Source organism: Streptomyces sp. enrichment culture, assembly GCF_964273255.1.
In the GTDB taxonomy this organism is placed as follows: Bacteria; Actinomycetota; Actinomycetes; order Streptomycetales; family Streptomycetaceae; genus Streptomyces.
On record NZ_OZ186835.1, the window covers coordinates 2,885,825 to 2,908,527 of the forward strand.

General features: G+C 70.1%; 28 protein-coding genes. 10 read left to right on the forward strand and 18 right to left on the reverse strand.

Annotation, left to right across the window (positions count from 1 at the left end; genetic code table 11):
• The 14 genes from rplN to ACSU53_RS12285 all read right to left on the reverse strand — a co-directional run bounded on the left by rplN (position 1) and on the right by ACSU53_RS12285 (position 7,390).
• Positions 1-369 carry a 50S ribosomal protein L14 gene (rplN, locus tag ACSU53_RS12220; protein WP_003998823.1) on the reverse strand — a complete coding sequence of 123 codons (369 nt, stop codon included), beginning with the start codon at positions 367-369 and terminating at the stop codon, positions 1-3.
• A gap of 136 nt (positions 370-505) precedes the next feature.
• Positions 506-793, reverse strand: a complete 288-nt coding sequence (gene rpsQ / locus ACSU53_RS12225) for a 30S ribosomal protein S17 (RefSeq protein ID WP_023587024.1) — start codon at positions 791-793, stop codon at positions 506-508.
• Positions 793-1,017: a 50S ribosomal protein L29 gene (rpmC, locus tag ACSU53_RS12230; protein ID WP_007494763.1), complete on the reverse strand. Its 225-nt coding sequence runs from the start codon at positions 1,015-1,017 to the stop codon at positions 793-795. The genes rpsQ and rpmC overlap by 1 nt, the downstream gene beginning before the upstream one ends.
• Positions 1,017-1,436 (reverse strand): 50S ribosomal protein L16, encoded by a 420-nt coding sequence (gene rplP / locus ACSU53_RS12235; RefSeq protein ID WP_125504725.1) that lies wholly within the window; start codon positions 1,434-1,436, stop codon positions 1,017-1,019. Before rplP ends, rpmC begins: the two co-directional genes overlap by 1 nt.
• A 5-nt stretch (positions 1,437-1,441) precedes the next feature.
• The gene (gene rpsC, locus ACSU53_RS12240) at positions 1,442-2,266 is read right to left on the reverse strand and encodes a 30S ribosomal protein S3 (protein ID WP_164332810.1); all 825 of its coding nucleotides are present in this window, start codon (positions 2,264-2,266) and stop codon (positions 1,442-1,444) included.
• Positions 2,266-2,613: a 50S ribosomal protein L22 gene (gene rplV, locus ACSU53_RS12245; RefSeq protein WP_006130776.1), complete on the reverse strand. Its 348-nt coding sequence runs from the start codon at positions 2,611-2,613 to the stop codon at positions 2,266-2,268. The genes rpsC and rplV overlap by 1 nt, the downstream gene beginning before the upstream one ends.
• Positions 2,614-2,657: 44 nt before the next feature.
• Positions 2,658-2,939, reverse strand: coding sequence for a 30S ribosomal protein S19 (rpsS, locus tag ACSU53_RS12250; RefSeq protein WP_010036728.1), 282 nt, complete (start codon positions 2,937-2,939; stop codon positions 2,658-2,660).
• A gap of 12 nt (positions 2,940-2,951) precedes the next feature.
• The gene (rplB, locus tag ACSU53_RS12255) at positions 2,952-3,788 is read right to left on the reverse strand and encodes a 50S ribosomal protein L2 (RefSeq protein ID WP_164332808.1); all 837 of its coding nucleotides are present in this window, start codon (positions 3,786-3,788) and stop codon (positions 2,952-2,954) included.
• Between the two features lie 50 nt (positions 3,789-3,838).
• Complete coding sequence (gene rplW, locus ACSU53_RS12260; protein ID WP_362090612.1) at positions 3,839-4,258, reverse strand: 50S ribosomal protein L23; 420 nt, start codon at positions 4,256-4,258, stop codon at positions 3,839-3,841.
• Positions 4,258-4,917, reverse strand: coding sequence for a 50S ribosomal protein L4 (gene rplD, locus ACSU53_RS12265; protein ID WP_192229672.1), 660 nt, complete (start codon positions 4,915-4,917; stop codon positions 4,258-4,260). The genes rplW and rplD overlap by 1 nt, the downstream gene beginning before the upstream one ends.
• An 8-nt stretch (positions 4,918-4,925) precedes the next feature.
• Complete coding sequence (rplC, locus tag ACSU53_RS12270; protein ID WP_437027233.1) at positions 4,926-5,570, reverse strand: 50S ribosomal protein L3; 645 nt, start codon at positions 5,568-5,570, stop codon at positions 4,926-4,928.
• A 17-nt stretch (positions 5,571-5,587) separates the two neighbouring features.
• Entirely contained in the window at positions 5,588-5,896 is a 309-nt protein-coding gene (rpsJ, locus tag ACSU53_RS12275; protein WP_003948644.1) for a 30S ribosomal protein S10, read from the reverse strand.
• A gap of 463 nt (positions 5,897-6,359) precedes the next feature.
• Positions 6,360-6,548: a DUF397 domain-containing protein gene (locus ACSU53_RS12280; RefSeq protein ID WP_437027235.1), complete on the reverse strand. Its 189-nt coding sequence runs from the start codon at positions 6,546-6,548 to the stop codon at positions 6,360-6,362.
• Positions 6,545-7,390 carry a helix-turn-helix domain-containing protein gene (locus tag ACSU53_RS12285; RefSeq protein WP_437027236.1) on the reverse strand — a complete coding sequence of 282 codons (846 nt, stop codon included), beginning with the start codon at positions 7,388-7,390 and terminating at the stop codon, positions 6,545-6,547. The genes ACSU53_RS12280 and ACSU53_RS12285 overlap by 4 nt, the downstream gene beginning before the upstream one ends.
• A 134-nt stretch (positions 7,391-7,524) precedes the next feature.
• On the opposite strand from ACSU53_RS12285, the gene ACSU53_RS12290 reads away from it, so the two are divergent.
• Positions 7,525-7,998 carry an ATP-binding protein gene (locus tag ACSU53_RS12290; protein WP_437027238.1) on the forward strand — a complete coding sequence of 158 codons (474 nt, stop codon included), beginning with the start codon at positions 7,525-7,527 and terminating at the stop codon, positions 7,996-7,998.
• Positions 7,999-8,226: 228 nt separating this feature from the next.
• On the opposite strand, the gene gdhA is transcribed toward ACSU53_RS12290, so the two are convergent.
• A complete protein-coding gene (gdhA, locus tag ACSU53_RS12295) occupies positions 8,227-9,585 on the reverse strand; it encodes an NADP-specific glutamate dehydrogenase (RefSeq protein WP_437027240.1) in 1,359 nt (452 codons plus the stop codon).
• 873 nt (positions 9,586-10,458) lie between these two features.
• Between gdhA and ACSU53_RS12300 the strand changes: the two genes are divergently transcribed.
• The 9 genes from ACSU53_RS12300 to ACSU53_RS12340 all read left to right on the forward strand — a co-directional run bounded on the left by ACSU53_RS12300 (position 10,459) and on the right by ACSU53_RS12340 (position 19,719).
• Complete coding sequence (locus ACSU53_RS12300) at positions 10,459-10,635, forward strand: hypothetical protein (RefSeq protein ID WP_437027242.1); 177 nt, start codon at positions 10,459-10,461, stop codon at positions 10,633-10,635.
• A 203-nt stretch (positions 10,636-10,838) separates the two neighbouring features.
• The gene (locus ACSU53_RS12305) at positions 10,839-11,450 is read left to right on the forward strand and encodes a TetR/AcrR family transcriptional regulator (RefSeq protein WP_437027244.1); all 612 of its coding nucleotides are present in this window, start codon (positions 10,839-10,841) and stop codon (positions 11,448-11,450) included.
• Between the two features lie 200 nt (positions 11,451-11,650).
• Positions 11,651-12,184, forward strand: a complete 534-nt coding sequence (locus ACSU53_RS12310; protein WP_437027245.1) for a hypothetical protein — start codon at positions 11,651-11,653, stop codon at positions 12,182-12,184.
• On the forward strand, positions 12,181-12,846 hold the full coding sequence (locus ACSU53_RS12315) for a hypothetical protein (protein ID WP_437027247.1): 666 nt from the start codon (positions 12,181-12,183) through the stop codon (positions 12,844-12,846). Before ACSU53_RS12310 ends, ACSU53_RS12315 begins: the two co-directional genes overlap by 4 nt.
• On the forward strand, positions 12,846-14,855 hold the full coding sequence (locus tag ACSU53_RS12320; RefSeq protein WP_437027249.1) for a putative T7SS-secreted protein: 2,010 nt from the start codon (positions 12,846-12,848) through the stop codon (positions 14,853-14,855). Before ACSU53_RS12315 ends, ACSU53_RS12320 begins: the two co-directional genes overlap by 1 nt.
• Positions 14,856-15,356: 501 nt before the next feature.
• A complete protein-coding gene (locus tag ACSU53_RS12325; protein ID WP_437033149.1) occupies positions 15,357-16,433 on the forward strand; it encodes an ADP-ribosylglycohydrolase family protein in 1,077 nt (358 codons plus the stop codon).
• Positions 16,430-17,107: a toxin glutamine deamidase domain-containing protein gene (locus ACSU53_RS12330; protein WP_437027252.1), complete on the forward strand. Its 678-nt coding sequence runs from the start codon at positions 16,430-16,432 to the stop codon at positions 17,105-17,107. The genes ACSU53_RS12325 and ACSU53_RS12330 overlap by 4 nt, the downstream gene beginning before the upstream one ends.
• 161 nt (positions 17,108-17,268) lie before the next feature.
• Positions 17,269-18,234, forward strand: a complete 966-nt coding sequence (locus ACSU53_RS12335; RefSeq protein ID WP_437027254.1) for a LysR family transcriptional regulator — start codon at positions 17,269-17,271, stop codon at positions 18,232-18,234.
• Positions 18,235-18,327: 93 nt separating this feature from the next.
• Positions 18,328-19,719 carry a carbohydrate-binding protein gene (locus ACSU53_RS12340; RefSeq protein ID WP_437027255.1) on the forward strand — a complete coding sequence of 464 codons (1,392 nt, stop codon included), beginning with the start codon at positions 18,328-18,330 and terminating at the stop codon, positions 19,717-19,719.
• A 91-nt stretch (positions 19,720-19,810) separates the two neighbouring features.
• On the opposite strand, the gene ACSU53_RS12345 is transcribed toward ACSU53_RS12340, so the two are convergent.
• From ACSU53_RS12345 to tuf, 3 genes are all read right to left on the reverse strand, one after another.
• The gene (locus tag ACSU53_RS12345) at positions 19,811-20,104 is read right to left on the reverse strand and encodes a hypothetical protein (RefSeq protein WP_437027256.1); all 294 of its coding nucleotides are present in this window, start codon (positions 20,102-20,104) and stop codon (positions 19,811-19,813) included.
• A gap of 156 nt (positions 20,105-20,260) precedes the next feature.
• Positions 20,261-21,211, reverse strand: a complete 951-nt coding sequence (locus tag ACSU53_RS12350) for a hypothetical protein (RefSeq protein ID WP_437027258.1) — start codon at positions 21,209-21,211, stop codon at positions 20,261-20,263.
• A gap of 177 nt (positions 21,212-21,388) precedes the next feature.
• On the reverse strand, positions 21,389-22,582 hold the full coding sequence (gene tuf / locus ACSU53_RS12355; protein WP_437027260.1) for an elongation factor Tu: 1,194 nt from the start codon (positions 22,580-22,582) through the stop codon (positions 21,389-21,391).
• Between the last annotated feature and the right edge of the window lie 121 nt (positions 22,583-22,703).

Sequence of the window (22,703 nt, forward strand, 5' to 3'; positions counted from 1 at the left end):
TCACAGCACCTCCGGCGCGAGGGAGATGATCTTCATGAACTTCTTCTCGCGCAGCTCACGGCCGACCGGGCCGAAGATACGGGTGCCACGAGGGTCGCCGTCGTTCTTGAGGATGACGGCGGCGTTCTCGTCGAAGCGGATGTACGAGCCGTCCGGACGGCGGCGCTCCTTGACGGTGCGAACGATGACCGCCTTGACGACGTCACCCTTCTTCACGTTGCCACCGGGGATCGCGTCCTTGACGGTGGCGACGATGACGTCACCGATGCCCGCGTAGCGGCGACCGGAGCCACCGAGCACACGGATGCAAAGGATCTCCTTCGCACCCGTGTTGTCGGCGACACGCAGTCGCGACTCCTGCTGGATCACGTCTATCTCCTGATTGTCTGCCGGTTCCCCGGGGGCGCTTCACCACGTGGGTGAGCGACCCCCGGAGCCTGGCGGAACTGTCCTGCGAGGGGTGCCTCGCGGGAACGTACTGGTGCAATTCCCTTGCGGGAACTGCTTACTTGGCCTTCTCGAGGATCTCGACGATGCGCCAGTGCTTCGTCGCGGACAGCGGCCGGGTCTCCATCAGGAGGACGCGGTCACCGACGCCGGCGGCGTTCTGCTCGTCGTGGGCCTTGAGCTTGCTCGTGCTGCGGATGACCTTGCCGTACAGCGCGTGCTTCTTGCGGTCCTCGACGGCGACGACGACGGTCTTGTCCATCTTGTCGCTGACGACGATGCCCTCGCGGGTCTTGCGGAAGCCCCGAGCCTCAGTGTTCGTCTCAGTCACGTTGTTCTCGCTCATCAGGCGTTCTCCACCGTTTCGATGCCCAGCTCACGCTCGCGCATCAGGGTGTAGATCCGCGCGATGTCCTTGCGGACCGCCTTCAGACGGCCGTGGTTCTCGAGCTGCCCGGTCGCCGCCTGGAAACGGAGGTTGAACAGCTCTTCCTTGGCCTCGCGGAGCTTCGCGAGAAGCTCCTCGTTGCCCAGCTCGCGCAGCTCTGACGCCTTGGTACCGGCCGACATCACGCTTCACCTGCCTCGCGCTTGACGATCTTGCACTTCATCGGCAGCTTGTGGGCCGCACGGGTCAGGGCCTCGCGCGCGATCTTCTCGTTGGGGTACGACAGCTCGAACATCACGCGTCCGGGCTTGACGTTGGCCACCCACCACTCCGGGGAACCCTTACCGGAACCCATGCGGGTCTCGGCCGGCTTCTTGGTGAGGGGGCGGTCCGGGTAGATGTTGATCCAGACCTTGCCGCCACGCTTGATGTGACGGGTCATGGCGATACGAGCCGCCTCGATCTGGCGGTTCGTCACGTACGCCGGGGTCAGCGCCTGGATGCCGTACTCGCCGAACGCAACCTGCGTGCCACCCTTCGACATACCGGTGCGCTTGGGGTGGTGCTGCTTGCGGTGCTTGACCCTACGGGGGATCAGCATGTCGGTCAGGCCTCCGTTCCGGTGCTCTCAGCCGGAGCAGCGGCGGGAGCCTCGGCCTTGGGGGCCTCGGCGGCCGGAGCCTGCTGCTGCGGCTTGCGACCGCGCCGCTCGCCACCGCGGCCACCACGGGCCGGGCGGTCGGCACCGCCGCGCGCCGGGCGGTTGCCCGCGCGGGCTGCGGCGTTCTCGGCGCGGACCTCGGCGATGTTCTTGACGTCGCCCTTGTAGATCCAGACCTTCACACCGATGCGGCCGAAGGTCGTCTTGGCCTCGAAGAAGCCGTAGTCCACGTTCGCGCGGAGCGTGTGCAGGGGCACGCGGCCCTCGCGGTAGAACTCCGAGCGGGACATCTCGGCGCCGCCGAGGCGGCCACCGCACTGGATCTTGATGCCCTTGGCGCCCGCCTTCATCGCCGACTGCATGCTCTTGCGCATGGCGCGGCGGAAGGAGACGCGGGAGGAGAGCTGCTCGGCGACGGCCTGGGCCACGAGCTGAGCGTCCGTCTCGGGGTTCTTGACCTCGAGGATGTTCAGCTGGACCTGCTTGCCAGTGAGCTTCTCGAGGTCACCGCGGATGCGGTCGGCCTCGGCGCCGCGGCGGCCGATGACGATGCCCGGACGGGCCGTGTGGATGTCCACACGGACGCGGTCACGGGTGCGCTCGATCTCGACCTTGGAGATGCCGGCGCGCTCCATGCCGGACGTCATCATCCGACGGATGGCGACGTCTTCCTTGACGTAGTCCTTGTACAGCTTGTCGGCGTACCAACGCGACTTGAAGTCGGTCGTGACACCGAGCCGGAACCCGTGCGGGTTTACCTTCTGGCCCATTACCGGGTTCCTTCCTTGCTGCTGACGACCACGGTGATGTGGCTGGTCCGCTTGCGGATCCGGTAGGCGCGGCCCTGGGCGCGCGGACGGAACCGCTTCAGGGTCGGGCCCTCGTCGACGTAGGCCTCGGAAATGAAGAGGCTGTCGACATCGGTGTGGTCGTAGTTGTGCGCGGCGTTGGCAATGGCGCTGTCCAGCACCTTGCCCACCGGCACGCTCGCGGCCTGCGGGGCGAAACGCAGGACCGCCTGAGCCTCCGTGGCATCCATGCCACGGATGAGGTCCACCACGCGGCGGGCCTTCATGGGCGTGACGCGGATGTACCGCGCCTGGGCCCTGGCTTCCATGGTTGTCCCTTCAGTGTCTGTCATGGTCGATTGCACCCCGCCGACTAGCGGCGCTTCGACTTCCGGTCGTCCTTGACGTGGCCCCGGAAGGTGCGGGTCGGCGAGAACTCGCCGAGCTTGTGGCCGACCATCGACTCGGTGACAAACACCGGAATGTGGGTCTTGCCGTTGTGCACCGCGATCGTGTGGCCCAGCATCGCCGGGACGATCATCGAGCGACGGGACCAGGTCTTGATGACGTTCTTGGTACCGGCTTCGTTCTGCGCGTCCACCTTCTTGATCAGGTGGTCGTCGACGAAGGGTCCCTTCTTCAAGCTACGAGGCATCTCAACCCGTCCTTAGCGCTTCTTGTTCGTCTTGCGGCGGCGGACGATGTACTTGTTCGACGCCTTCTTGGGCGAACGAGTACGGCCTTCCTTCTGGCCCCAGGGGGACACGGGGTGACGGCCACCGGAGGTCCGGCCCTCACCACCACCGTGCGGGTGGTCCACCGGGTTCATCACGACACCGCGGACGGACGGGCGGACGCCCAGCCACCGCTTGCGGCCGGCCTTGCCCCAGTTGATGTTGCTCTGCTCGGCGTTGCCGACCTCGCCGACCGTGGCGCGGCAGCGGGCGTCGACCAGGCGGATCTCGCCGGACGGCATGCGCAGGTGGGCCATGGTGCCCTCCTTCGCGAGCAGCTGCACCGAGGCGCCGGCGGAGCGGGCGAACTTGGCGCCGCCGCCGGGACGCAGCTCGATGGCGTGCAGCGTCGTACCGACCGGGATGTTGCGCAGGGCGAGGTTGTTGCCCGGCTTGATGTCGGCCCCGGGACCGTTCTCGACGCGGTCGCCCTGCTTCAGGTCACGCGGCGCGAGAATGTAGCGCTTCTCGCCGTCCGCGTAGTGCAGCAGCGCGATGCGCGCGGTGCGGTTGGGGTCGTACTCGATGTGCGCGACCTTCGCCGGCACGCCGTCCTTGTCGTGACGACGGAAGTCGATCACGCGGTAGGCGCGCTTGTGGCCGCCGCCCTGGTGGCGGACGGTCACACGACCGGAATTGTTACGGCCGCCCTTGTTGTGCAGCGGGCGGACCAGCGACTTCTCCGGCGTGGACCGCGTGACCTCGACGAAGTCGGCGACGCTGGAGCCACGACGGCCCGGGGTCGTCGGCTTGTACTTGCGGATACCCATTGTCTCTCAGTCCTCGGAAGTGATTCCGAAATCTGGACGATCCCGACCGCTTACGCGGTCGGACCGCCGAAGATGTCGATACGGTCGCCCTCGGCGAGGGTCACGATCGCGCGCTTGGTGGCGGCACGCTGGCCGAAGCCCGTACGGGTCCGCTTGCGCTTGCCGACGCGGTTGATCGTGTTGACGCCGGTGACCTTGACCGAGAAGACCGCCTGCACGGCCTCCTTGATCTGGGTCTTGTTGGAGCCAGGCGCGACGAGGAACGTGTACTTGTTCTCGTCGATGAGCGCGTAGCTCTTCTCCGACACGACCGGCTTGAGCAGCACGTCACGGGGGTCCGTGAACGCCTTGCTCGCCGGGGTGACGACGGTGTTCTTGCCTTCGGCCTCGTGGCGGCGCGCCTTGGCGACGCGACGGGCCTTGGCCGCCTTGGCGGCCTTCGAGGCGATCGAGGGGTGACGGGCAGCCATCAGACCTCGCTCCCTTCGTTGTCGTTGGCCTTGTTCGGGCCGGCGACGAAGGACTCGAAAGCGGCCTTGGTGAAGACCACGTCGTCCGAGACGAGAACGTCGTACGTGTTCAGCTGGCCCGGCTCCAGGATGTGGACCTGGGGCAGGTTGCGGGCGGACAGCCACGCGGCCTCGTCGGCGCGGTCGACGACCAGGAGCAGGTTCTTGCGCTCGCTGATCTTGCCGAACAGGCTCTTGGCGGCCTTCGTGGAGGGGGTCTCGCCCTCGACCACGCCGGTGACGACGTGGATGCGGTTGTGGCGGGCCCGGTCGGTGAGGGCGTGGCGCAGGGCCGCGGCCTTCATCTTCTTCGGGGTCCGCTGCGAGTAGTCGCGCGGCTGCGGGCCGTGGACGATGCCACCGCCGGCGAACTGCGGGGCGCGGGTCGAACCCTGGCGGGCGCGGCCGGTGCCCTTCTGGCGGTACGGCTTGCGGCCACCGCCGCGAACCTCGCCACGCGTCTTCGTCTTGTGCGTGCCCTGGCGGGCAGCGGCCAGCTGTGCGACGACGACCTGGTGGATCAGCGGGATGCTGACCTTCTCGACGTCGAAGATCTCCGAGGGGAGCTCGACGGTACCGGCCTTGTCGCCCGCCGGCGAAAGGATGTCAACAGTGCTCATCGGTTACCTCAGGCCCCCTTGGCCGCGGTGCGGACCAGGACGAGGCCGCCGTTCGGACCGGGAACCGCGCCCTTGATGAGCAGCAGACCCTTCTCCGCGTCAACGGCGTGGACGGTCAGGTTCTGGGTGGTGACCCGCTCGTTGCCCATGCGACCCGCCATGCGCAGGCCCTTGAACACACGACCCGGGGTGGCGCAGCCACCGATGGAACCGGGCGAGCGGTGCTTGCGCTGGGTACCGTGTCCGGCGCCGAGGCCACCGAAGTTGTGGCGCTTCATGACACCGGCGAAGCCCTTGCCCTTGCTCTTGCCGGTCACGTCGACCTTCACACCGGCCTCGAACACCTCGGCGGTGACTTCCTGGCCCAGCGTGTACTCGGAGGCGTCCGCCGTGCGGATCTCGACGAGGTGACGACGGGGGGTGACGTCGGCCTTGGCGAAGTGACCCTTGAGGGGCTTGTTCACCTTGCGCGGGTCGATCTCGCCGAAGGCGATCTGGACCGACTCGTAGCCGTCGACGTCGTTCGTGCGGACCTGGGTGACGACGTTGGGGCCGGCCTTGACGACGGTGACCGGAACAACACGGTTGTTCTCGTCCCACACCTGCGTCATGCCGAGCTTCTCGCCCAGGATGCCCTTGATCTGCTTAGCCATTCTCAGATCACCGGCCCTCAGAGCTTGATCTCGATGTCGACACCGGCCGGGAGGTCGAGTCGCATCAGAGAGTCAACGGTCTTGGGAGTCGGGTCGAGGATGTCGATCAGGCGCTTGTGCGTGCGCATCTCGAAGTGCTCGCGCGAGTCCTTGTACTTGTGCGGCGACTTGATGACGCAGTACACGTTCTTCTCAGTGGGCAGCGGCACCGGGCCCGCGACCGACGCACCAGTACGGGTCACCGTCTCGACGATCTTCTTCGCCGAGGAGTCGATGACCTCGTGGTCGTAGGCCTTGAGCCGGATGCGGATCTTCTGTCCCGCCATGGCTACTTCGTAGTCCTGTCTCTCGTGAACGCTCTGGTACCCGGTGGTTCCTGATGCCCGTTCCTCCGACCCACGCGGTCGGGCGTGTCGCGGTCCCGCTGACACAGATGTCCCTTGTTCGAACACCCCTGCGGGATTGACACGGCCCTACCAGAACCGCGGACCGGGGGCGGACGGCCCACCGGGCGCCTGGCCGGCGCCGCGCCCACGCTTCCCGGAAGATTCCCGTACGTCCGCCCCTACGCCTTCCGGCGCATTGCATGGGACGACGAGTACTGTGGGACTCGCTTCCGGTCCTCCCGGCGGGAGGCGCGCAGCATCAACACTCGACCGAGCAACTCGGACAGTCTGCCACAGCGGGCGGGAGCCTGGCCAATCGAGCCGGAGAGAATACCCCGAGGGTGACGTAGGTCAAACGCCCACCGCCCGCCCGGCCCAGACACGGACGGACGCCGGGTGGGGATCAGCTCCGCGACGCGTAGGTGACGAAGTCCGCCCACGCCGCCGGCGTGAGCGCCAGTCGCGGGCCGGAGACGTTCTTGGTGTCGCGGACGTGGACGGTGGTGGGGGTGGGGGCGACTTCGAGGCAGTCGTTCACATCGGGGCCGCTGCTGTAGCTGCTCTTGAACCAATGGAGTTCAGGGGTACTCATAGTGCTCCCAGCATTTGCTCGATGAAGGCCAGGGACTCCCCCGGCGAGAGCGCCTGCGCCCGGATGATGCCATACCGCAGTTCGAGGACCCGCAGCTGTCGGGGGTCCCGGGTCGGACGGCCGTTGAACACTCCGTCGGAGCGTCCGATGGCCGTGCCGTCCGCGAACCTCAGCAACTCGATCGGGCCGTTCAGTCCAGGGTGGTCCCACCGCGCGGTCGGCATCACCTGGAGCTCCACGTTGGGCCGTGCCGCCACCTGAAGGAGGCGTTCGAGCTGCCCACGCAGCACCATTGTCCCCCCGACCGGGCGTTGGAGTGTCGCCTGCTCCTGGACAAAACTCAGTTCCGGCATGGGAGTTCGCTCGAAGATGGACTGACGGGCCATGCGCGCAGCGACGCCGGCCTCCAGCACGTCCGGTGAGTGCGCGGGCCGGTAGACCCCGAACATCGACCGTGCGTACTCCTCGGTCTGCAAGAGTCCGTGGATATGGAGGTTGCTGTACAGCAGCACGTCCACCGCCCGCCCCTCCAGCTCGGCCAGCTGCCGCACCTTCTTCGGATACCGGGCCTTCCGCATGTCCTCCATGAAGGCCCGCAGATGCCCCTGCGCCTTCAGGATCCGGTCCGCCCGGTCCAGGAACTCGGGGCGCGGGATGCGGGCCCCGCGTTCGATCTTGCGGATCATGTCCTCGCCGTACCCGAGGGCGGCCGCCAGTTCGGACACGCTCATCCCGGCGGACTCCCGGCAGACCCTGAGCAGGCGGCCCACCGCCTGCACCACCGGCTCGATCTCGTCGTCCGGTTCGACGTCCCAGCCCGCCTCGCCGACACCCTCGTCCACGGCTCCTCCTTCGCGCGTACGCGTGCTCCTACTCGTACAACGCCCGGGACAGCCGAGACAGAAGCCGGGACAGTGACGGTACGTGGTGGCGTTGTCACTCCTGCACGGAAGCAGGCTCCGACACGCTGAGTGACGTGAACCAGGAAATCAGCGACTCGACGCACCGAACTGCCGCCGTCCCGGTCCGGAACTTCAGCCTCCAGCTGTCGTCCACACCTCGCGGCGCCCATCTCGCCCGGCTGCTCGCCACCGAGCAACTGCGCACGTGGGGGCTGCCGCCGCATCCCGCGGAGCTGATCGTCGGGGAGCTGGCGGCCAACGCCGTCACCCACGGCCGCGTCTCCGGCCGAAACGTCCGGCTGTTGCTGTACGTCGTCGGTGGCACGCTCCGTATCGAGGTCACCGACACACGCGGTGACCGGCTGCCGTGCCCGCAGCGCTCCGCCGCCGAGAACGCCGAGGACGCCGAGTCCGGCCGTGGTCTGCTGCTCGTGGACGCCCTCGCCGACCGGTGGGGAGTCGTCCCCGGCCCGCCCCCGCTCAAGACCGTCTGGGCCGAGGTGGGGGCGGGGTCCATCGGCTCCCGGCCCGTCGACCCGCCCTCGTGACCGACAGGGCTGCTGCTCAGCGCGTGACGGGACGGCCGTACGGGGCCGGCTCGGTGCAGCGCGTCCCACGTCCCCGTGGTGGCCGCCGGCGGCGGCAGGCGTCCGGGCCGCCGCCGGCCGCGGACCGGTACTGCCGTGCGGTCACCGAGCGGCACGAAAAGGCGGCGGTCCCAGGTCCGCTCGTACGGCACCCGGGACCGCCGCCCCTTCCGCGATGACGCGGGTGCGTCAGATGACGCCCTGCGCCAGCATGGCGTCGGCCACCCGCTCGAAGCCGGCGATGTTGGCGCCGGTCACGTAGTCACCGGGGAAGCCGTAGCGCTCGGCGGTCTCGGCGCAGGTGGTGTGGATGTCGGTCATGATCCGGGCCAGCTCGTTCTCGACCTGGTCGGCCTTCCACGAGGTCCGCGAGGCGTTCTGCGTCATCTCCAGGGCGCTCACCGCGACACCGCCCGCGTTGGCCGCCTTGCCCGGGCCGAAGGCGACCCCGGCCTGCTGGAGCAGCTGGACCGCCTCGGGGGTGGTCGGCATGTTGGCGCCCTCGGACACCGCCTTCACGCCGTGCCGGATGAGGGTGGCGGCGTCCTGCGCGTTCAGCTCGTTCTGCGTCGCCGAGGGCAGCGCCACGTCCGCCGGGACCTCCCAGACGCGCCCGCCGGGCACGAACCGGGCCGAGCCGCCCCGGCGCTCGGCGTAGGTGCTCACGCGCCCGCGCTCGACCTCCTTGACCTGGCGCAGCAGCTCCAGGTCGATGCCCTTCTCGTCCACGACGTAGCCGCTGGAGTCGGAGCAGGTGACCGGGTTGGCGCCGAGGGCCGCGAGCTTCTGGATGGTGTAGATGGCGACGTTGCCGGAGCCGGACACGACCGCCGTCTGGCCCTGCAGGTCCTCGCCGCGCACGCGCAGCATCGCCTCGGCGAACAGCACGTTGCCGTAGCCGGTGGCCTCCGGCCGTATCAGCGAACCGCCCCAGCCGGCCCGCTTGCCGGTGAGCACGCCGCCCTCCCAGCGGTTGGTGATCCGCCGGTACTGGCCGAACAGGTAGCCGATCTCGCGGGCGCCCACCCCGATGTCGCCGGCGGGCACGTCGGTGTACTCGCCGATGTGCCGGTGCAGCTCGGTCATGAAGGACTGGCAGAAGCGCATGACCTCGGAGTCGCTGCGGCCCTGCGGGTCGAAGTCGCTGCCGCCCTTGCCGCCGCCGATGCCGAGGCCGGTGAGCGCGTTCTTGAAGACCTGCTCGAAGCCGAGGAACTTCACGATCCCGAGGTTCACCGAGGGGTGGAACCGCAGTCCGCCCTTGTAGGGGCCGAGGGCGGAGTTGTATTCGATCCGGAAGCCCCGGTTGACGTGAACGCGACCGTTGTCGTCCTCCCACGGCACGCGGAAGATGATCTGCCGCTCCGGCTCGATCAGCCGCTCGACGAGCCCCGGCACGGCGTACTCCGGCCGCGCCGCGAGCACCGGCGCCAGCGTGTCCAGCACCTCGCGCGCCGCCTGGTGGAACTCGGGTTCGGCCGGGTTGCGGCGCAGGATGTCGGTGCGCAGCTGGTCGATGGCGGGCGTGGAGGCGTGGCGTGAGGTCACGGCGGTCCCTTTCTGGCGCGGCTGACACCGGTTCGGGAACCGGTGATGGGCGCTCGGCGCCATTGCCGCGCGCAGGACACGACGGTCCGGGCGGTCGCCCCGGACAACAGTCGACCCTTCAGTGTTACCCATGTGTAAACCGGAAGGCCAAGGGCCCCGGCCGGAACGTCCGCCATTTGAGACATGACAGCACCGGTTTCGGGACGACACCGGGCCACCGCACCGCCGGCCACGGCAGTCCGGGACCGCGACGCCACTTGAAGACCCCGGCCGGACGCTCCGCCGAGTCCGGGCCCCGGCCGGACCCCTCGCAGGTTCGCCGCTCGGCACCGACGCCGGCTCCATCCCGAGGATCGAGCGAAGCCGCCCCGTGAACCATTGAACGCTCATTCAAAAACATAGGAGACACCCACTCCGAGCAAATGCTCCCCACGAGCTCAGGGCAAGCTCAACGCATCACGAGCACGTAACGCAACACAGTATTGATATGCGGTCGGCCCGAATCAGTGGTGTGCTCACGAAGCGAAGAAGTACGGAACGCGCGCTTCGGACCATCGGGTTCACATACGGGGAGACGAGCTGCTGATGAATTCAAGGCGTGCGGCCCTCACCTGCGCCATCCTCTGGTGCAGCACGCTGGCCGCATGCACGGAAAGGGGAGGTTCCGACGAACCCGGACCCCCCTCCCCTCTCCCTTCCGCGTCAACCGTCGCACCCCCTCCCCAGGAGGCATTGACAGCCCCCGAGGTGGAGCCGGGGTTCGAGGAAATACTTTCAGAGGGCCCTCACCGCGGTGTCAGGCCGTTCGGCACGATCGGACTGCCGAAGGGGGAATCCTGGATCAAGGTGAACTGTATTTCCCGTTCGAAATCGGTGAACCTCGAACTTTCTCTGGAGAAGATCGGCGGATTCTCCGTCGGCTGCTCAGGCGTGTCCGTGGAGAAGACGGCACATCAGCTGAACCTGGAGGCAGCACGGAGACTCCACTTCACCGTGAATACGGAGGACTCCGTCCGCTGGTACGTGAGCATCCAGGCCCCCGCCCGCTGATGCCGGGCTCCTCCTCAAGAGCGGGAGGAGGAGCCCGCCTGAGGGCGTCCCCGCGCCCTCCTCCCCCACCGGGCGCCGTTGGCCGGGGAGACTCGGCCCCCCCCTGGCCGCCTCGCTCCCTCACACCTTGGTGCTGCGCCTCCCCTCTGCCATCATGCGCAAACGGAACAGCGTTCCGACATCAGGGCGGGAGGAGCGGCTCGGTGAGCGACAGCAGCGACGGCGGCAACGGCAGCGGCAACGTCCCGGAGGGGGCCGCCGGGTCCCGGCGCAAGGACGCGCGACGCAACAAGGCCGCGCTGCTCGACGCGGCCGCCGCGGCCTTCGTCGCCTCGGGCGTGGACGCCCCGGTGCGCGACATCGCGGCCCGGGCCGGCGTCGGGCTGGGCACGATCTACCGGCACTTCCCGACCCGGTCGGACCTGATCATCGCCGTGTACCGGCATCAGGTCGAAGCCTGCGCGGAGGCGGGCCCGGCTCTGCTGGAGAGCAGCCCGTCGCCGTTCGCCGCGCTCCGGCGGTGGATCGACCTGTTCGTCGACTTCCTGGTCACCAAGCACGGCCTCGCCGAGGTCCTCCGCTCCGACCAGGCGGGCTTCGAGACCCTGCACGCCTACTTCCTGGAGCGTCTGGTCCCCGTCTGCGGCCGGCTCCTCGACGCCGCGTCCGACGCGGGTGAGGTCCGTACGTCCATCGAACCGTTCGCCCTCATGCGGGGCGTCGGCAACCTCTGCATCGGCGGCGAGAACGACCCCGACTACGACCCGCGCCGGCTGGTCGGACTGCTGATCACGGGACTGAGGCGGGCGGACTGACTCAGAGCCGTTCTCCCTGACCGCACCCCCCGCACCGCCACGCTGCCCCCCGCTCCCTGCCCTCCCCCAACTCCTTCTGTGAGCCTTGCGTATCGATTCTGTGCGCGTCCTCGGGTCCAGTGGGGCCTGTGGTGTGAACGGGTCAAGTGTTGTGCCAGGCTTGGACGGTGACGGAATCCGGGGGCGACGGGAATCCGCCGGTGAGGCGGTCCCGACTGGCCGACTACGCAGAGATGACCGAGCCGCCGACGACCGAGCGGCCGGCGACGACCCCGCTCGCAGCGGACGGTGAGCACAGCGGGGAGCAGGCCGCCCCCGCCGCCGGTACACGGGTCCCCGACGAGCCTTCGGCAGCCGAAGTCGCCGAGCGGCGACGGGAGTTCACCGCCCTGCTGGAGGCATTCCGGGACACCGCCGTCCTGGTTCCGCTGCGCGACGGCGGCTGGCTCACCGCCGACTTCGGCGGCGTGCGCTGGATCCTGGCCTTCTCCGACGAGTCGGCGCTGGCCCGTTACGCGTTGGCCCGGGGCGAGGGCCACCAGGAGTGGAGCTACCGGACCGTCCTCGGGCACCGGCTGCTGGACGTGGCCGTCCCCGAAGCGGGTGTGCCCTGCGGTGTCGCCCTGGACGCGGCCGACGGCGCCGAACACGCGGTGCTGTTCCCGCCGGTGGCCGGAGTGGTCCCGGACGCCTGTGCGGTGGACCTGCTGCCCGCAGGAGGAGCGGCCCGGTGACGGCGGACGCGAACGGCCCCGACCTCGCGGCGGTCGGTCTCGACGAGGTGGCCCAGGGGCTCACTCTCGCGCTCAGCGAGCTGAGGGAACTGGGGATGATCGGCGAGGCCGGGACGGGCCGCGGTTTCAGCGACATCGCGCTGTCCGGTCTGGAGCTCGGTGCGGAGGGGCTCACCGGCGTCTTCTCCTCGTTCTGCGAGCGGTGGGAATGGGGGGTGCGCTCGCTGATCAACGAAGGGAACGGCTTCGCCCTCAAGACCGGGCTCGCGGCCGGCACGTACTACGAGACCGACCAGTACGTGGAGGGCGCCCTGAAGATCGGCGTGAACTCCGTGATGGGCAACCCCTACGCCTCGGAGGAGGAGATCGCCGGCAAGGACTGGAAGGAGGTGCTGTCGAGCAACGCGTTCACGCACATCAGGGACGCCGACTACAGCAAGGAATCCTTCGACCGGGCCTGGGAGAACAGCGCCCAGGGCTGGAGGGACGCCGGCCGCGACATCATGACGTCCGACACCCTCGGCCTGCCGGGGACGGGACCGGACGTCGTACGCGCGCAGATGGGGGTCTCCGAGGCCGAGTACGAGGAGTGGCTGGACGAGAAGTTCGGTCCCTCGCCCGAGGAGCGGGCCCGTATGGAGGCTGACGGAGGCCCGGGCTGATGGGCGTACTCGACGACCTCGAGGACGGTTTCAGCAAGGTCAGGGACGGCCTCAACACCGGGCTGACCGTCATCGAGCACAGTGTCGACGCGGGAAAGAAGGCCCTCGGCGAGGGCGTCGACTGGGGTACCGACCGGCTCGGCGAAGGCCTGGAGAAGGTCGGCCTGGAGGGCGCCGCCGACGCGGTGGAGGACTGGGGCGACGAAGTCGCCTCCGACCTCGGTGCCACACCCGGCGAGAAACAGCTCGGCCAGACCGACGAGGCCGACGAGCTGATCCACGGCAAACCGGAGAGGATCCAGAGCAGCGCCCAGCACCTGCGCGATTTCTCGGTCGCCTTCGACAAGGTCGGCTCGGGGATGAGGAAGATCGATTCCTCCCGCTGGCGCGGCGAGGGCGGCGACACCTTCCGCGAGAAGTTCGGCGTCCACCCCTCGAAGTGGCTGCGGGCCGCCGACGCCTGCGAGACGGCCGCGGGCGCCCTGGAGTCGTACGCGCTCACCGTCACCTGGGCACAGCGGCAGGCGCAGGAGGCGGTCCAGCTCTACAAGGAGGGCCGGCGGGCCTCCGAGCGGGCTGTCGAGGACCACAACAAGCAGGTCGACGCCTACAACGCCAAGATCCGGGCGGGTCAGGACCCCGGTGCTGCCCCCGCGCCCTTCCGTGACCCCGGCAAGGAGAAGGTGCAGCGGGCGCGGGAGAAGCTCGCCGAGGCCCGCAATCAGCGCAACACGGCCGCCTCCGACGCCGAGCACAGCATCAGGAAGGCCCTGGCCCACGCGCCCGCCGAGCCGCCGCCGCTGGAGCGCCTGGGCAACAACCTGCTCGACGGCTTCATGGCCGGCAATCTTGAAGCCACCCACCTGGCCGGCGGCGTGATCAAAGGCACCGCGGGCCTGGTCAGCTTCGTCCGCGGCGTGAATCCCCTCGACCCCTACAACCTGACCCACCCCGCGGAGTACTTGCAGAACGTCTCCATGACGCTCTCCGGGCTGGTCTCCGCCGTCGCCCAGCCCGAACGCACCCTGAACAACGTGGTGGAGGGGTTCAAGAAGGACCCCTCCGAGTTCATCGGGCGTCTCGTCCCCGAACTGCTCGGCACCAAGGGCGCCGGGCTGGCCCGCTCCGGACTCCGCGTCGCCGTGAAGGAGGGCCTGGAGACCGGCGCCCGGTCCGGCCTGCGGGACGGCGTCGAGGCGGGCGCCCGGGCCGACTCGCCGCTCGGCGGGCGCGGTGCCCACACGGACTCCGTGGACGCCGGGTCGGCGCGGGACTTCCTGGACGAGACCTACGACGGACCGGGGCGGGCGGACGCATCCGGCGGCGGGTACACCTACCGGCCCGATGTGACCGACGACGTGTGGGACGGGCTGGCGCCCGACGCACGGCACCAGGTCGCCGCCGGCGAGCTCGAACGCGGCGCCCGTTCGTTCACGGACCCCGACGACGCCATCGCCTACGGCCGGGACAACTGGAACCGCTACGTGGACGACCTGCCTCCCGAGGCCCGTCAGGCCCTGCGGGACTACACGGGGGAGCCGCCCTACCCCGGCGCCCCCGGATACGCGACCTACCGGGAGATGAACGGTTACCTGCGGGGGGACACGGACCTGGGGACACCCGAGGTGATGAACAACATCCGGGAAGTCGACCGGGCACTCGCCGGGAATCCGTTGCGGGAAGACGTCATGGTGGTGCGCGGATCAGGCACCGCGCACCTCGAGTTCGACCAGGTGGAGGACCTCGTCGGCCGGACCATCACGGATCCCGGATACACGTCGTCGTCACTCGGCAACCACCCGGTGCCCAGCTTCGAGGGCAAGGACGCGATCCTGCGGCTGCGGGTGCCGGAGGGCACGCCCGCGGCGTGGGTGGAGAAGGTCAGCGACTTCGGCGTCACCGAGCGCGAACTCCTCCTCGGTCGGGACACCAGCTACCGGGTGACGCGCGCCTTCGAGGACGACAACGGTCAGCTGCAGATCTACGGCGAGGTGCTGCCCCGTGATTGACTACCGGCTGGATGACGGGCCGGCCGGCGCCCCCTTCGAGCACCGCACATCCGCCCCCGACGAGGAAAGTTCACCAGCATGAGTTCCGAACGCCACGACCGCCGGGTCAACCCCCGCTTCGCCGAAAGCGTCGGCGGCTTCATCGTTCCGGGAGGGCCGCCGCGCTATTCACGGCACACGGGACGCCCGGTGCGGTACGTGGCGATCGCCAACCCGGAGAACCAGGTGATCGGCTACGTATGGGCCAACGACGAGGACGACGCCGCAAGCGTGGTGTTGCACAGCACGGCGACCCCCGCCGAATCGAACATGGCCGGCGCATGGGTGTTCCACCTGCACCGCGCGAAGGAACGCGGCGAACGGCCCACCCACGTGCTGGAGGAGATGCTGAGGAACCCGACCTCCGCGGGCGGTTCACACATCGTCGCGGGCTCCCTCGCCGAGGCCGAGAGCATCGCCGTCCTCGACCACCTCACGGGACGGAAGTGGCGCCAGGACACCATCAAGGGCGGAGCGGTGGCCTCGATCTACGGCCTCGCCATCGGCGACGCCCTGGGCTATCCGACCGAATTCCTCGACCTCGCCGCACTCACCCGGCGCTACGGCTCCTGGCGGCAGCTGGAGCTGCCCCTGCAGGACGGGGTGGCCCAGGTGTCGGACGACACCCAGATGACACTGGCGGTGGTCGAGGCCCTCGCGGAGGCCTCGCTGGACGGCGTCTCCTCCGTGACGGCGGCGACGGTCGAACCGGCCCTGCGCAAGCACTTCGTGGCCTGGCTGCGCTCCCCCGACAACAACCGGGCCCCGGGCCGGACCTGCCTCGACGCCTGTGCGGCCCTCGAACGCGGGGTGCCGTGGCAGGAGGCCACCGTGCTGCCCTCCAAGGGGTGCGGGGCCAACATGCGGGTCGCGCCCGTCGCCCTGCTGCCCGGTCTGACGGCCGAACAGCGGGCCGGAACGGCCCAGTTGCAGGCGGCGCTCACCCACGGCCACCCCACCGCGCTGGCCGCCAGCGACCTGACGGCGCACGCGGTGTGGCTGCTCGCCCACAACTGCCACCCGTCGGAGCTGTTGCCCCGCCTGCGCCACTACGGCCGGACGGCGCGCCGGACCTACCACGGCGACTGGCTCGGGGACCTGGCCCAGCGGGCCGGCGCGGCCGATCCCGCCGCGTTCATCGCCCACGGCTGGGACGAGACCCTGGCGGCCCTGGACACCGTCGCCGCCGCCCTCGCACAGCCGGACCCGGAGCGCGACCCGTGCGAGGTGGCCGGTGGCGGCTGGATCGCCGAGGAGGCGCTGGCGGCCGCCCTCTACTGCTTCCTGCTCTTCCCCGAGGAGCCCGTCCCCGTCGTCCAGCGGGCCGCGTTCTCCTCCGGCGACTCCGATTCCATCGCGGCCCTGGCCGGAGCGTTCGCCGGGGCCTCGGTCGGCGGTCCGGCCTGGCCCGCCGACTGGGTGCGCGCCCTGGAGTACGGGGACCGCGTGCGGCCGCTGGTCGCCCCGTGGGACGCGGGCCACACCCACGCCCGCTGGGGCGGCCCGGGGCGCGGGACCGCGCCGGGGCGCCGCGCGTGAACCGGCCCGCGCGGCTGGCCACCGAATGGCTCCAGCAGACGTACGGCGGTCTGGTCGAGCTGAGCGCCCCCGACCCCGTGCACGAGACCCCGGCGGCCTGGCTGCTCGCCTGCCGGTCCGTGACGCAGCCCGGCTTCCCCCGCACGCCGATGCTGGCGGCGTCGGTCGTCGTCCCCCGGTACAGCGGGCTCCCCTTCCACCCCTCCCCCGGCGCCCCGCTCGCCGACCTCGATTCCGCACCGGCCTGGGTACTCGCCGACCGGCTGGTGTCCCAGCCCAAGCGGCTCAACATCCGCGGCCGGACGGTGGCCCTGCACCACCGGATCGACGGAACCAAGGCCAGTCCGCTGCCGTGGGCTCCCGGCCACGAGGCCCCGGGCTGGTGGGGGAGGCTCGTCCGGCGCTACTTCCCGGGGTTCCGGGAGACCCCGGCCGGCGACTGGGACGATGTCGTCCGCGCGCTCAGCGGAGCCGGGCCGGACGCCCGGGGCCTGGTCTGGGTCCGGCGCGAACTCGGCGGCCAGGAGATCAGCGGTCACCTCGTCTACGCGCACAACAACGACGGCCGCGTGGTCCTCCTCGACGCCATGACCTCCTCGCTCGCCGAGCTGGACACCGGCGGGGTGCGCGAGCTCCGGCTGCTGCTCGCACCGCCCGGCGGCCGGGACTCCTGACCCACCCGCCGGACCGCCAGCGAGGGCGACGGCCGGGGGTGACGACCGGGGGCGACGATCGGGGCGACGGCCGGGGGCTGCCGAGCGGTGGACGCCACCTCGTCGACTCTGGTCCGTACCAAACCCTTGCCCCCGCCCCCGTCACGGCGCAAGCTCCCTCCATGGAGCTGGAGTTGCGGCATCTGAAGACGATCAGGGCGATCGCGGACGCGGGCAGCCTCACCCGGGCCGCCACCGACCTGGGGCTGGCGCAGCCCGCGTTGAGCGCACAGCTCAAGCGGATCGAACGGGCGCTGGGCGGTGCGCTGTTCGAGCGCGGACGGCACGGGGTGCGGGTCACGGCCCTCGGCGAACTCGTGCTGGAACGCACCCGGGTCGTGCTGCCCGCGGTGACCGAACTCCAGCAGGAGGCGGCGCGGTTCGCCCGCGCACCCCGTACGTCCTCGGTCCTCCGGCTGGGCGGCACCCACGGCCCTCTGCTGGGGGCCCTGGTGGACCGGCTGGCCGACGCGGTGCCCGACGCCCGGGTCAGCACCTGCACCTCCTGGTCCGAGCGGGAGCTGGCCCGGCTGCTGGCCGAGGGGCGCCTGGACTTCGCGCTCGCCGGGACCTGCGGCTCCGCCGACCCGCCCGGCGCCGCGGGCCTGGTGTGGCAGGAGGTCGCCGTCGACCCGGTGTTCGTGATGCTCGCCGCCGGTCATCCGCTCGCCGGCCGCGCGGAGCTGGACCTGGCCGAGCTGGCCGACGCGGAGTGGGCCTGCGTGCCCGGCGACGGCTGCTTCGGGGACTGCTTCACCGCCGCCTGCGCCCGCGCCGGATTCACCCCCCGGCGCATGTACGAGACGGACACGGCGGCCCTGGTCCACCTCGTCCAGGTGGGCCGGGCGGTCGGCACGTGCCGGGCCACCTTCCCCACCACACCCGGTGTGATCACCCGCCCGCTCACCGGCACTCCGCTGACCTGGCGGCACCTCCTGGGCCGGCACACCGTGACCCAGGGGGACGCCCTCGCCACGACCGTCCTGGCCCAGGCGCGGATGGCGCACGCGGGGGTGGCGGCCCGCAGCGACAGCTACACCGCCTGGCTCTCCGCCCGCCGCGACCCGGCGCCCCCGGCCCTCCCATAACACCGTGCAGAGGGTCGACCGACGTCTTACGGCACCCGCCCGGCCCTCCCTACGGTTTCGGCACCTCCCCACCCGACACCGAGGAGATGCCCCATGTCCTCCCTGCTCAGACGACACCCCCGGGCCGGTGCCGCGGGCGCCGCGCTGGCCGCGACGGCCGCCCTGCTCGTGGCCGGGCTCAGCGGCTCCGCGAACGCGGGCACCGCCCCCGAGGCCCGGTCCGGCAGCGCACCCTCGGCCGCCGACACCCTGCGCACCGACGCCGCCCCGCCCGCCCTGCTGAAGTCCATGGAACGCGACCTCGGCATCGACCGGAAGCAGGCGGAACGGCGGCTGGCGAACGAGGCCGAGGCCGGAGCCACCACGGGCCGGCTGAGCCTGGCCCTCGGCGCCGACTTCGCGGGCGCCTGGGTGTCCGGCGCCGACTCCGGCACCCTGACCGTGGCGACCACGGACACCCGCGACGTGCCGGCCATCGAGGCACGGGGCGCCGAAGCCACCGTCGTGCGCCACTCCCTCGCCGAGCTGGACGCCGCCAAGGCCCGCCTCGACAAGGCGGCCGCCGGCCGTGACACCACCGGGGCCCCCGTCTGGTACGTCGACGTCCGCAGCAACCAGGTCGTCGTGCAGGCCGCACGCCCCTCCGCAGCCCGCTTCCTGCTCTCCGCGGCCGGCGTCGGCACCTCGCTCGCCCGCGTCGAGAAGTCCGCCGAACAGCCCCGCCCGCTCTACGACCTGCGCGGCGGCGAGGCGTACTACATCAACAACAGCGGCCGCTGCTCCATCGGCTTCCCCGTCACCAAGGGCACCCAGGAGGGCTACGCCACCGCCGGCCACTGTGGCCGGACCGGCGCCAGCACCAGCGGCCACAACCGCGTCGCCCAGGGCACCTTCCAGGGCTCCGTCTTCCCGGGCCGCGACATGGCCTGGGTCGCCACCAACAGCAGTTGGACGGCCACGCCGTACGTGAAGGGCGCGGGCGGCCAGAACGTCCAGGTCACCGGCTCGACCCAGGCCCCGGTCGGCTCCTCCGTCTGCCGCTCCGGCTCCACCACCGGCTGGCACTGCGGCGTCATCCAGCAGCTGAACACCAGCGTGACCTACCCCGAGGGCACCATCACCGGCGTCACCCGCACCTCGGTCTGCGCCGAGCCCGGCGACTCCGGCGGCTCCTACATCTCCGGCAGCCAGGCCCAGGGCGTCACCTCGGGCGGCTCGGGCAACTGCAGCAGCGGCGGCACCACGTACTTCCAGCCGCTCAACCCGCTCCTGCAGAACTACGGCCTCACCCTGAAGACGACCGGCGGCAACGAGGAACCGCCCCCGGGCGGAGAGGAGCCGGGCGGCACCTGGTCCGCGGGCACCGTCTACCAGGCCGGCGACACGGTCACCTACGGCGGCGCCACCTACCGCTGCCTCCAGGCCCACCAGGCCCAGACCGGCTGGGAGCCCCCGAACGTCCCGGCCCTGTGGCAGCGCGTGTGACCACCGGCTGACCAACCCGACGGGGGAACCGACCGGCCCCGGGCGCACCCTGACGACGCGCCCGGGGCCGGCCTGCCGTGTAGAACGCCTGTCACCCAGCGCTTCCCGGCGTGTCCCCGGCCGCCGCGAAGACCTCCGTCATCGAGGTCGCGGCAATGGCCCGAGTGAGCCACAGATCCAGCACGTCGAGGTCATCACAGCTCTCGATACGCTCCCGGTCCCCCTCGGTCACCGCGACGCCCCGATGACGCAACAGCAGAAGGAGCGCACTCGCCAGCCCCTCGGCCCGACCCTCCTCACGGCCCTCCTCACGGCCCTCCTCACGGCCCTCCTGCCGGAGCTTCTGCGCGGTCTGCGACTGGAAGAAGGAGAGGTCGACGGCCATGAGATGCCTCCAGAGATCCGCGGCCCGGGACGTGCCGAGGCCTTGTTCGTCCGAGCAGCCGACGCGCTTCGCGAGCTGTTCCCCGCCGTCACCCACCGCCCCCTCCGCCGCCAAGTGCGACGCCCCCGGAGCCGGACGGCCGTGCAGAACGCCCCGTCAGTCAGCGCCTCCCGGCCTCTCCCCGGCCGCCGCGAAGACCTCCGTCATCGAGGTCGCAGCAATGGCCCGAGTGAGCCACAGATCCAGCACGTCGAGGTCATCACAGCTCTCGATACGCTCCCGGTCCCCCTCGGTCACCGCGACACCCCGATGACGCAACAGCAGAAGGAGCGCACTCGCCAGCCCCTCGGCCCGACCCTCCTCACGGCCCTCCTCACGGCCCTCCTCACGGCCCTCTTCACGGCCCTCCTGCCGGAGCTTCTGCGCGGTCTGCGACTGGAAGAAGGAGAGGTCGACGGCCATGAGATGCCTCCAGAGATCCGCGGCCCGGGACGAGCCGAGGCCTTGTTCCGTGAGTTCGATGAAGGTGCCGGCGGTGATCTCGTCGTCGGCCGACAGGCTTTTCAGCGCCTTTGCCAACGCGTTCAGTATGGCATCGGCTTCCGGCTCGCAACGGTGAAGAGCGGCCGAGAGGATCGTGAGCGGAATGTCCCGGGCGGCTTCGTCGGGGCTGTCGATCACCGGCACGTCATTCGGCCCCAGGACCAGCGGCCGCAGGGTGAGGGAGGGCCACTGGCGGGGGCCGATGTCGAACTGTTGGGCGGCCCAGGCAGCCGTCTTCCGGTCGGGACAGACCACGAGCAGCACCGGTGGGATGCCGTACTTGGCGTACACGTGGGAGAGGTAGTAGGCCCAGCTGGCGGGCTTGTCCGCGCTGGGCGCGCTCTGCGACTCGACCGCCAGCACGAAACTGCCGTCCTCGGTCTCCATGCGCAGCAAGGTGTCCACCCGACGCTCCAACGGCCGCGTCTCCGTGAGGTCGGTGGAGAGTTCGGACGCGGACAAGGGTGGGGGGAAGGCGACGCCGAGATGCCTGGCGGCGCGTGCGAAGAGGCCCGGTTCCTGCTGGAAGATCCGGTGCAGGGCCTCATGGGATGAGCTGACCATGGCGCAAAACTATGGGCGTCGGCGGGTCCGCTTCGCGCAGATGCGCCATGCGTCCCGCGAACGAGTGGTCCGCGCAGCAGGGAGCTGACGCCACAACGCAGGAGGGCCCGCACGACCGAAGTCGTGCGGGCCCTCCCAGGTGCTCGCAGCAGGAGCTACCAGGTCAGATCAGCAAGCTCACTTGTTGATCTTGGTGACCTGGCCGGCGCCCACGGTCCGGCCACCCTCACGGATGGCGAACTTCAGGCCCTCCTCCATGGCGACGGGCTGGATGAGCTCCACCTTCATCTCGGTGTTGTCACCCGGCATGACCATCTCGGTGCCCTCGGGGAGGGTCACGACGCCGGTCACGTCCGTCGTGCGGAAGTAGAACTGCGGGCGGTAGTTGTTGAAGAACGGGGTGTGGCGGCCACCCTCGTCCTTCGACAGGATGTAGGCCTGGGCCTCGAACTCGGTGTGCGGGGTGACCGAGCCCGGCTTGATGATGACCTGGCCGCGCTCGACGTCCTCGCGCTTGATGCCGCGGAGCAGCAGACCGACGTTCTCACCGGCCTGGCCCTCGTCGAGCAGCTTGCGGAACATCTCGATGCCGGTGACCGTGGTGGTGGTCTTCTCCTGCTTGATGCCGATGATGTCGACGGTCTCGTTGACCTTGAGGACACCACGCTCGATGCGGCCGGTGACGACCGTACCGCGACCGGTGATGGTGAAGACGTCCTCGATCGGCATCAGGAACGGCTTGTCGACGTCACGCTCGGGCTCGGGGATGGACTCGTCCACGGCCTTCATGAGCTCGAGGACCGAGTTGCCCCACTCCTTGTCGCCCTCGAGGGCCTTCAGAGCGGAGACCTTGACGACCGGAACCTCGTCGCCCGGGAACTCGTACTCGGAGAGGAGCTCACGCACCTCGAGCTCGACGAGCTCCAGGATCTCCTCGTCGTCCACCATGTCGGCCTTGTTCAGGGCGACGACGATGTACGGAACGCCGACCTGGCGGGCCAGGAGCACGTGCTCCTTGGTCTGCGGCATCGGACCGTCGGTCGCGGCGACCACGAGGATCGCGCCGTCCATCTGGGCGGCACCGGTGATCATGTTCTTGATGTAGTCCGCGTGACCGGGGCAGTCGACGTGGGCGTAGTGACGCGACTCGGTCTGGTACTCGACGTGCGAGATCGAGATCGTGATACCACGCTGGCGCTCTTCCGGCGCCTTGTCGATCATGTCGAAGGCCGAGGCCTCGTTCAGGTCGGGGTACGCGTCGTGCAGCACCTTGGTAATGGCGGCCGTGAGGGTCGTCTTACCGTGGTCGATGTGACCGATGGTGCCGATGTTGACGTGCGGCTTAGTCCGCTCGAACTTCGCCTTCGCCACTGGGGTCCTCCTGTGGAGTGGTTCTGTACGCCTTACTTCATCGGCGCCAGGTGATCTGTGCTGGGAAACCCGGGCCCGGGGTGTCCCGCCAGGATGGCGGCGGGACACCCACCTGCAAGCT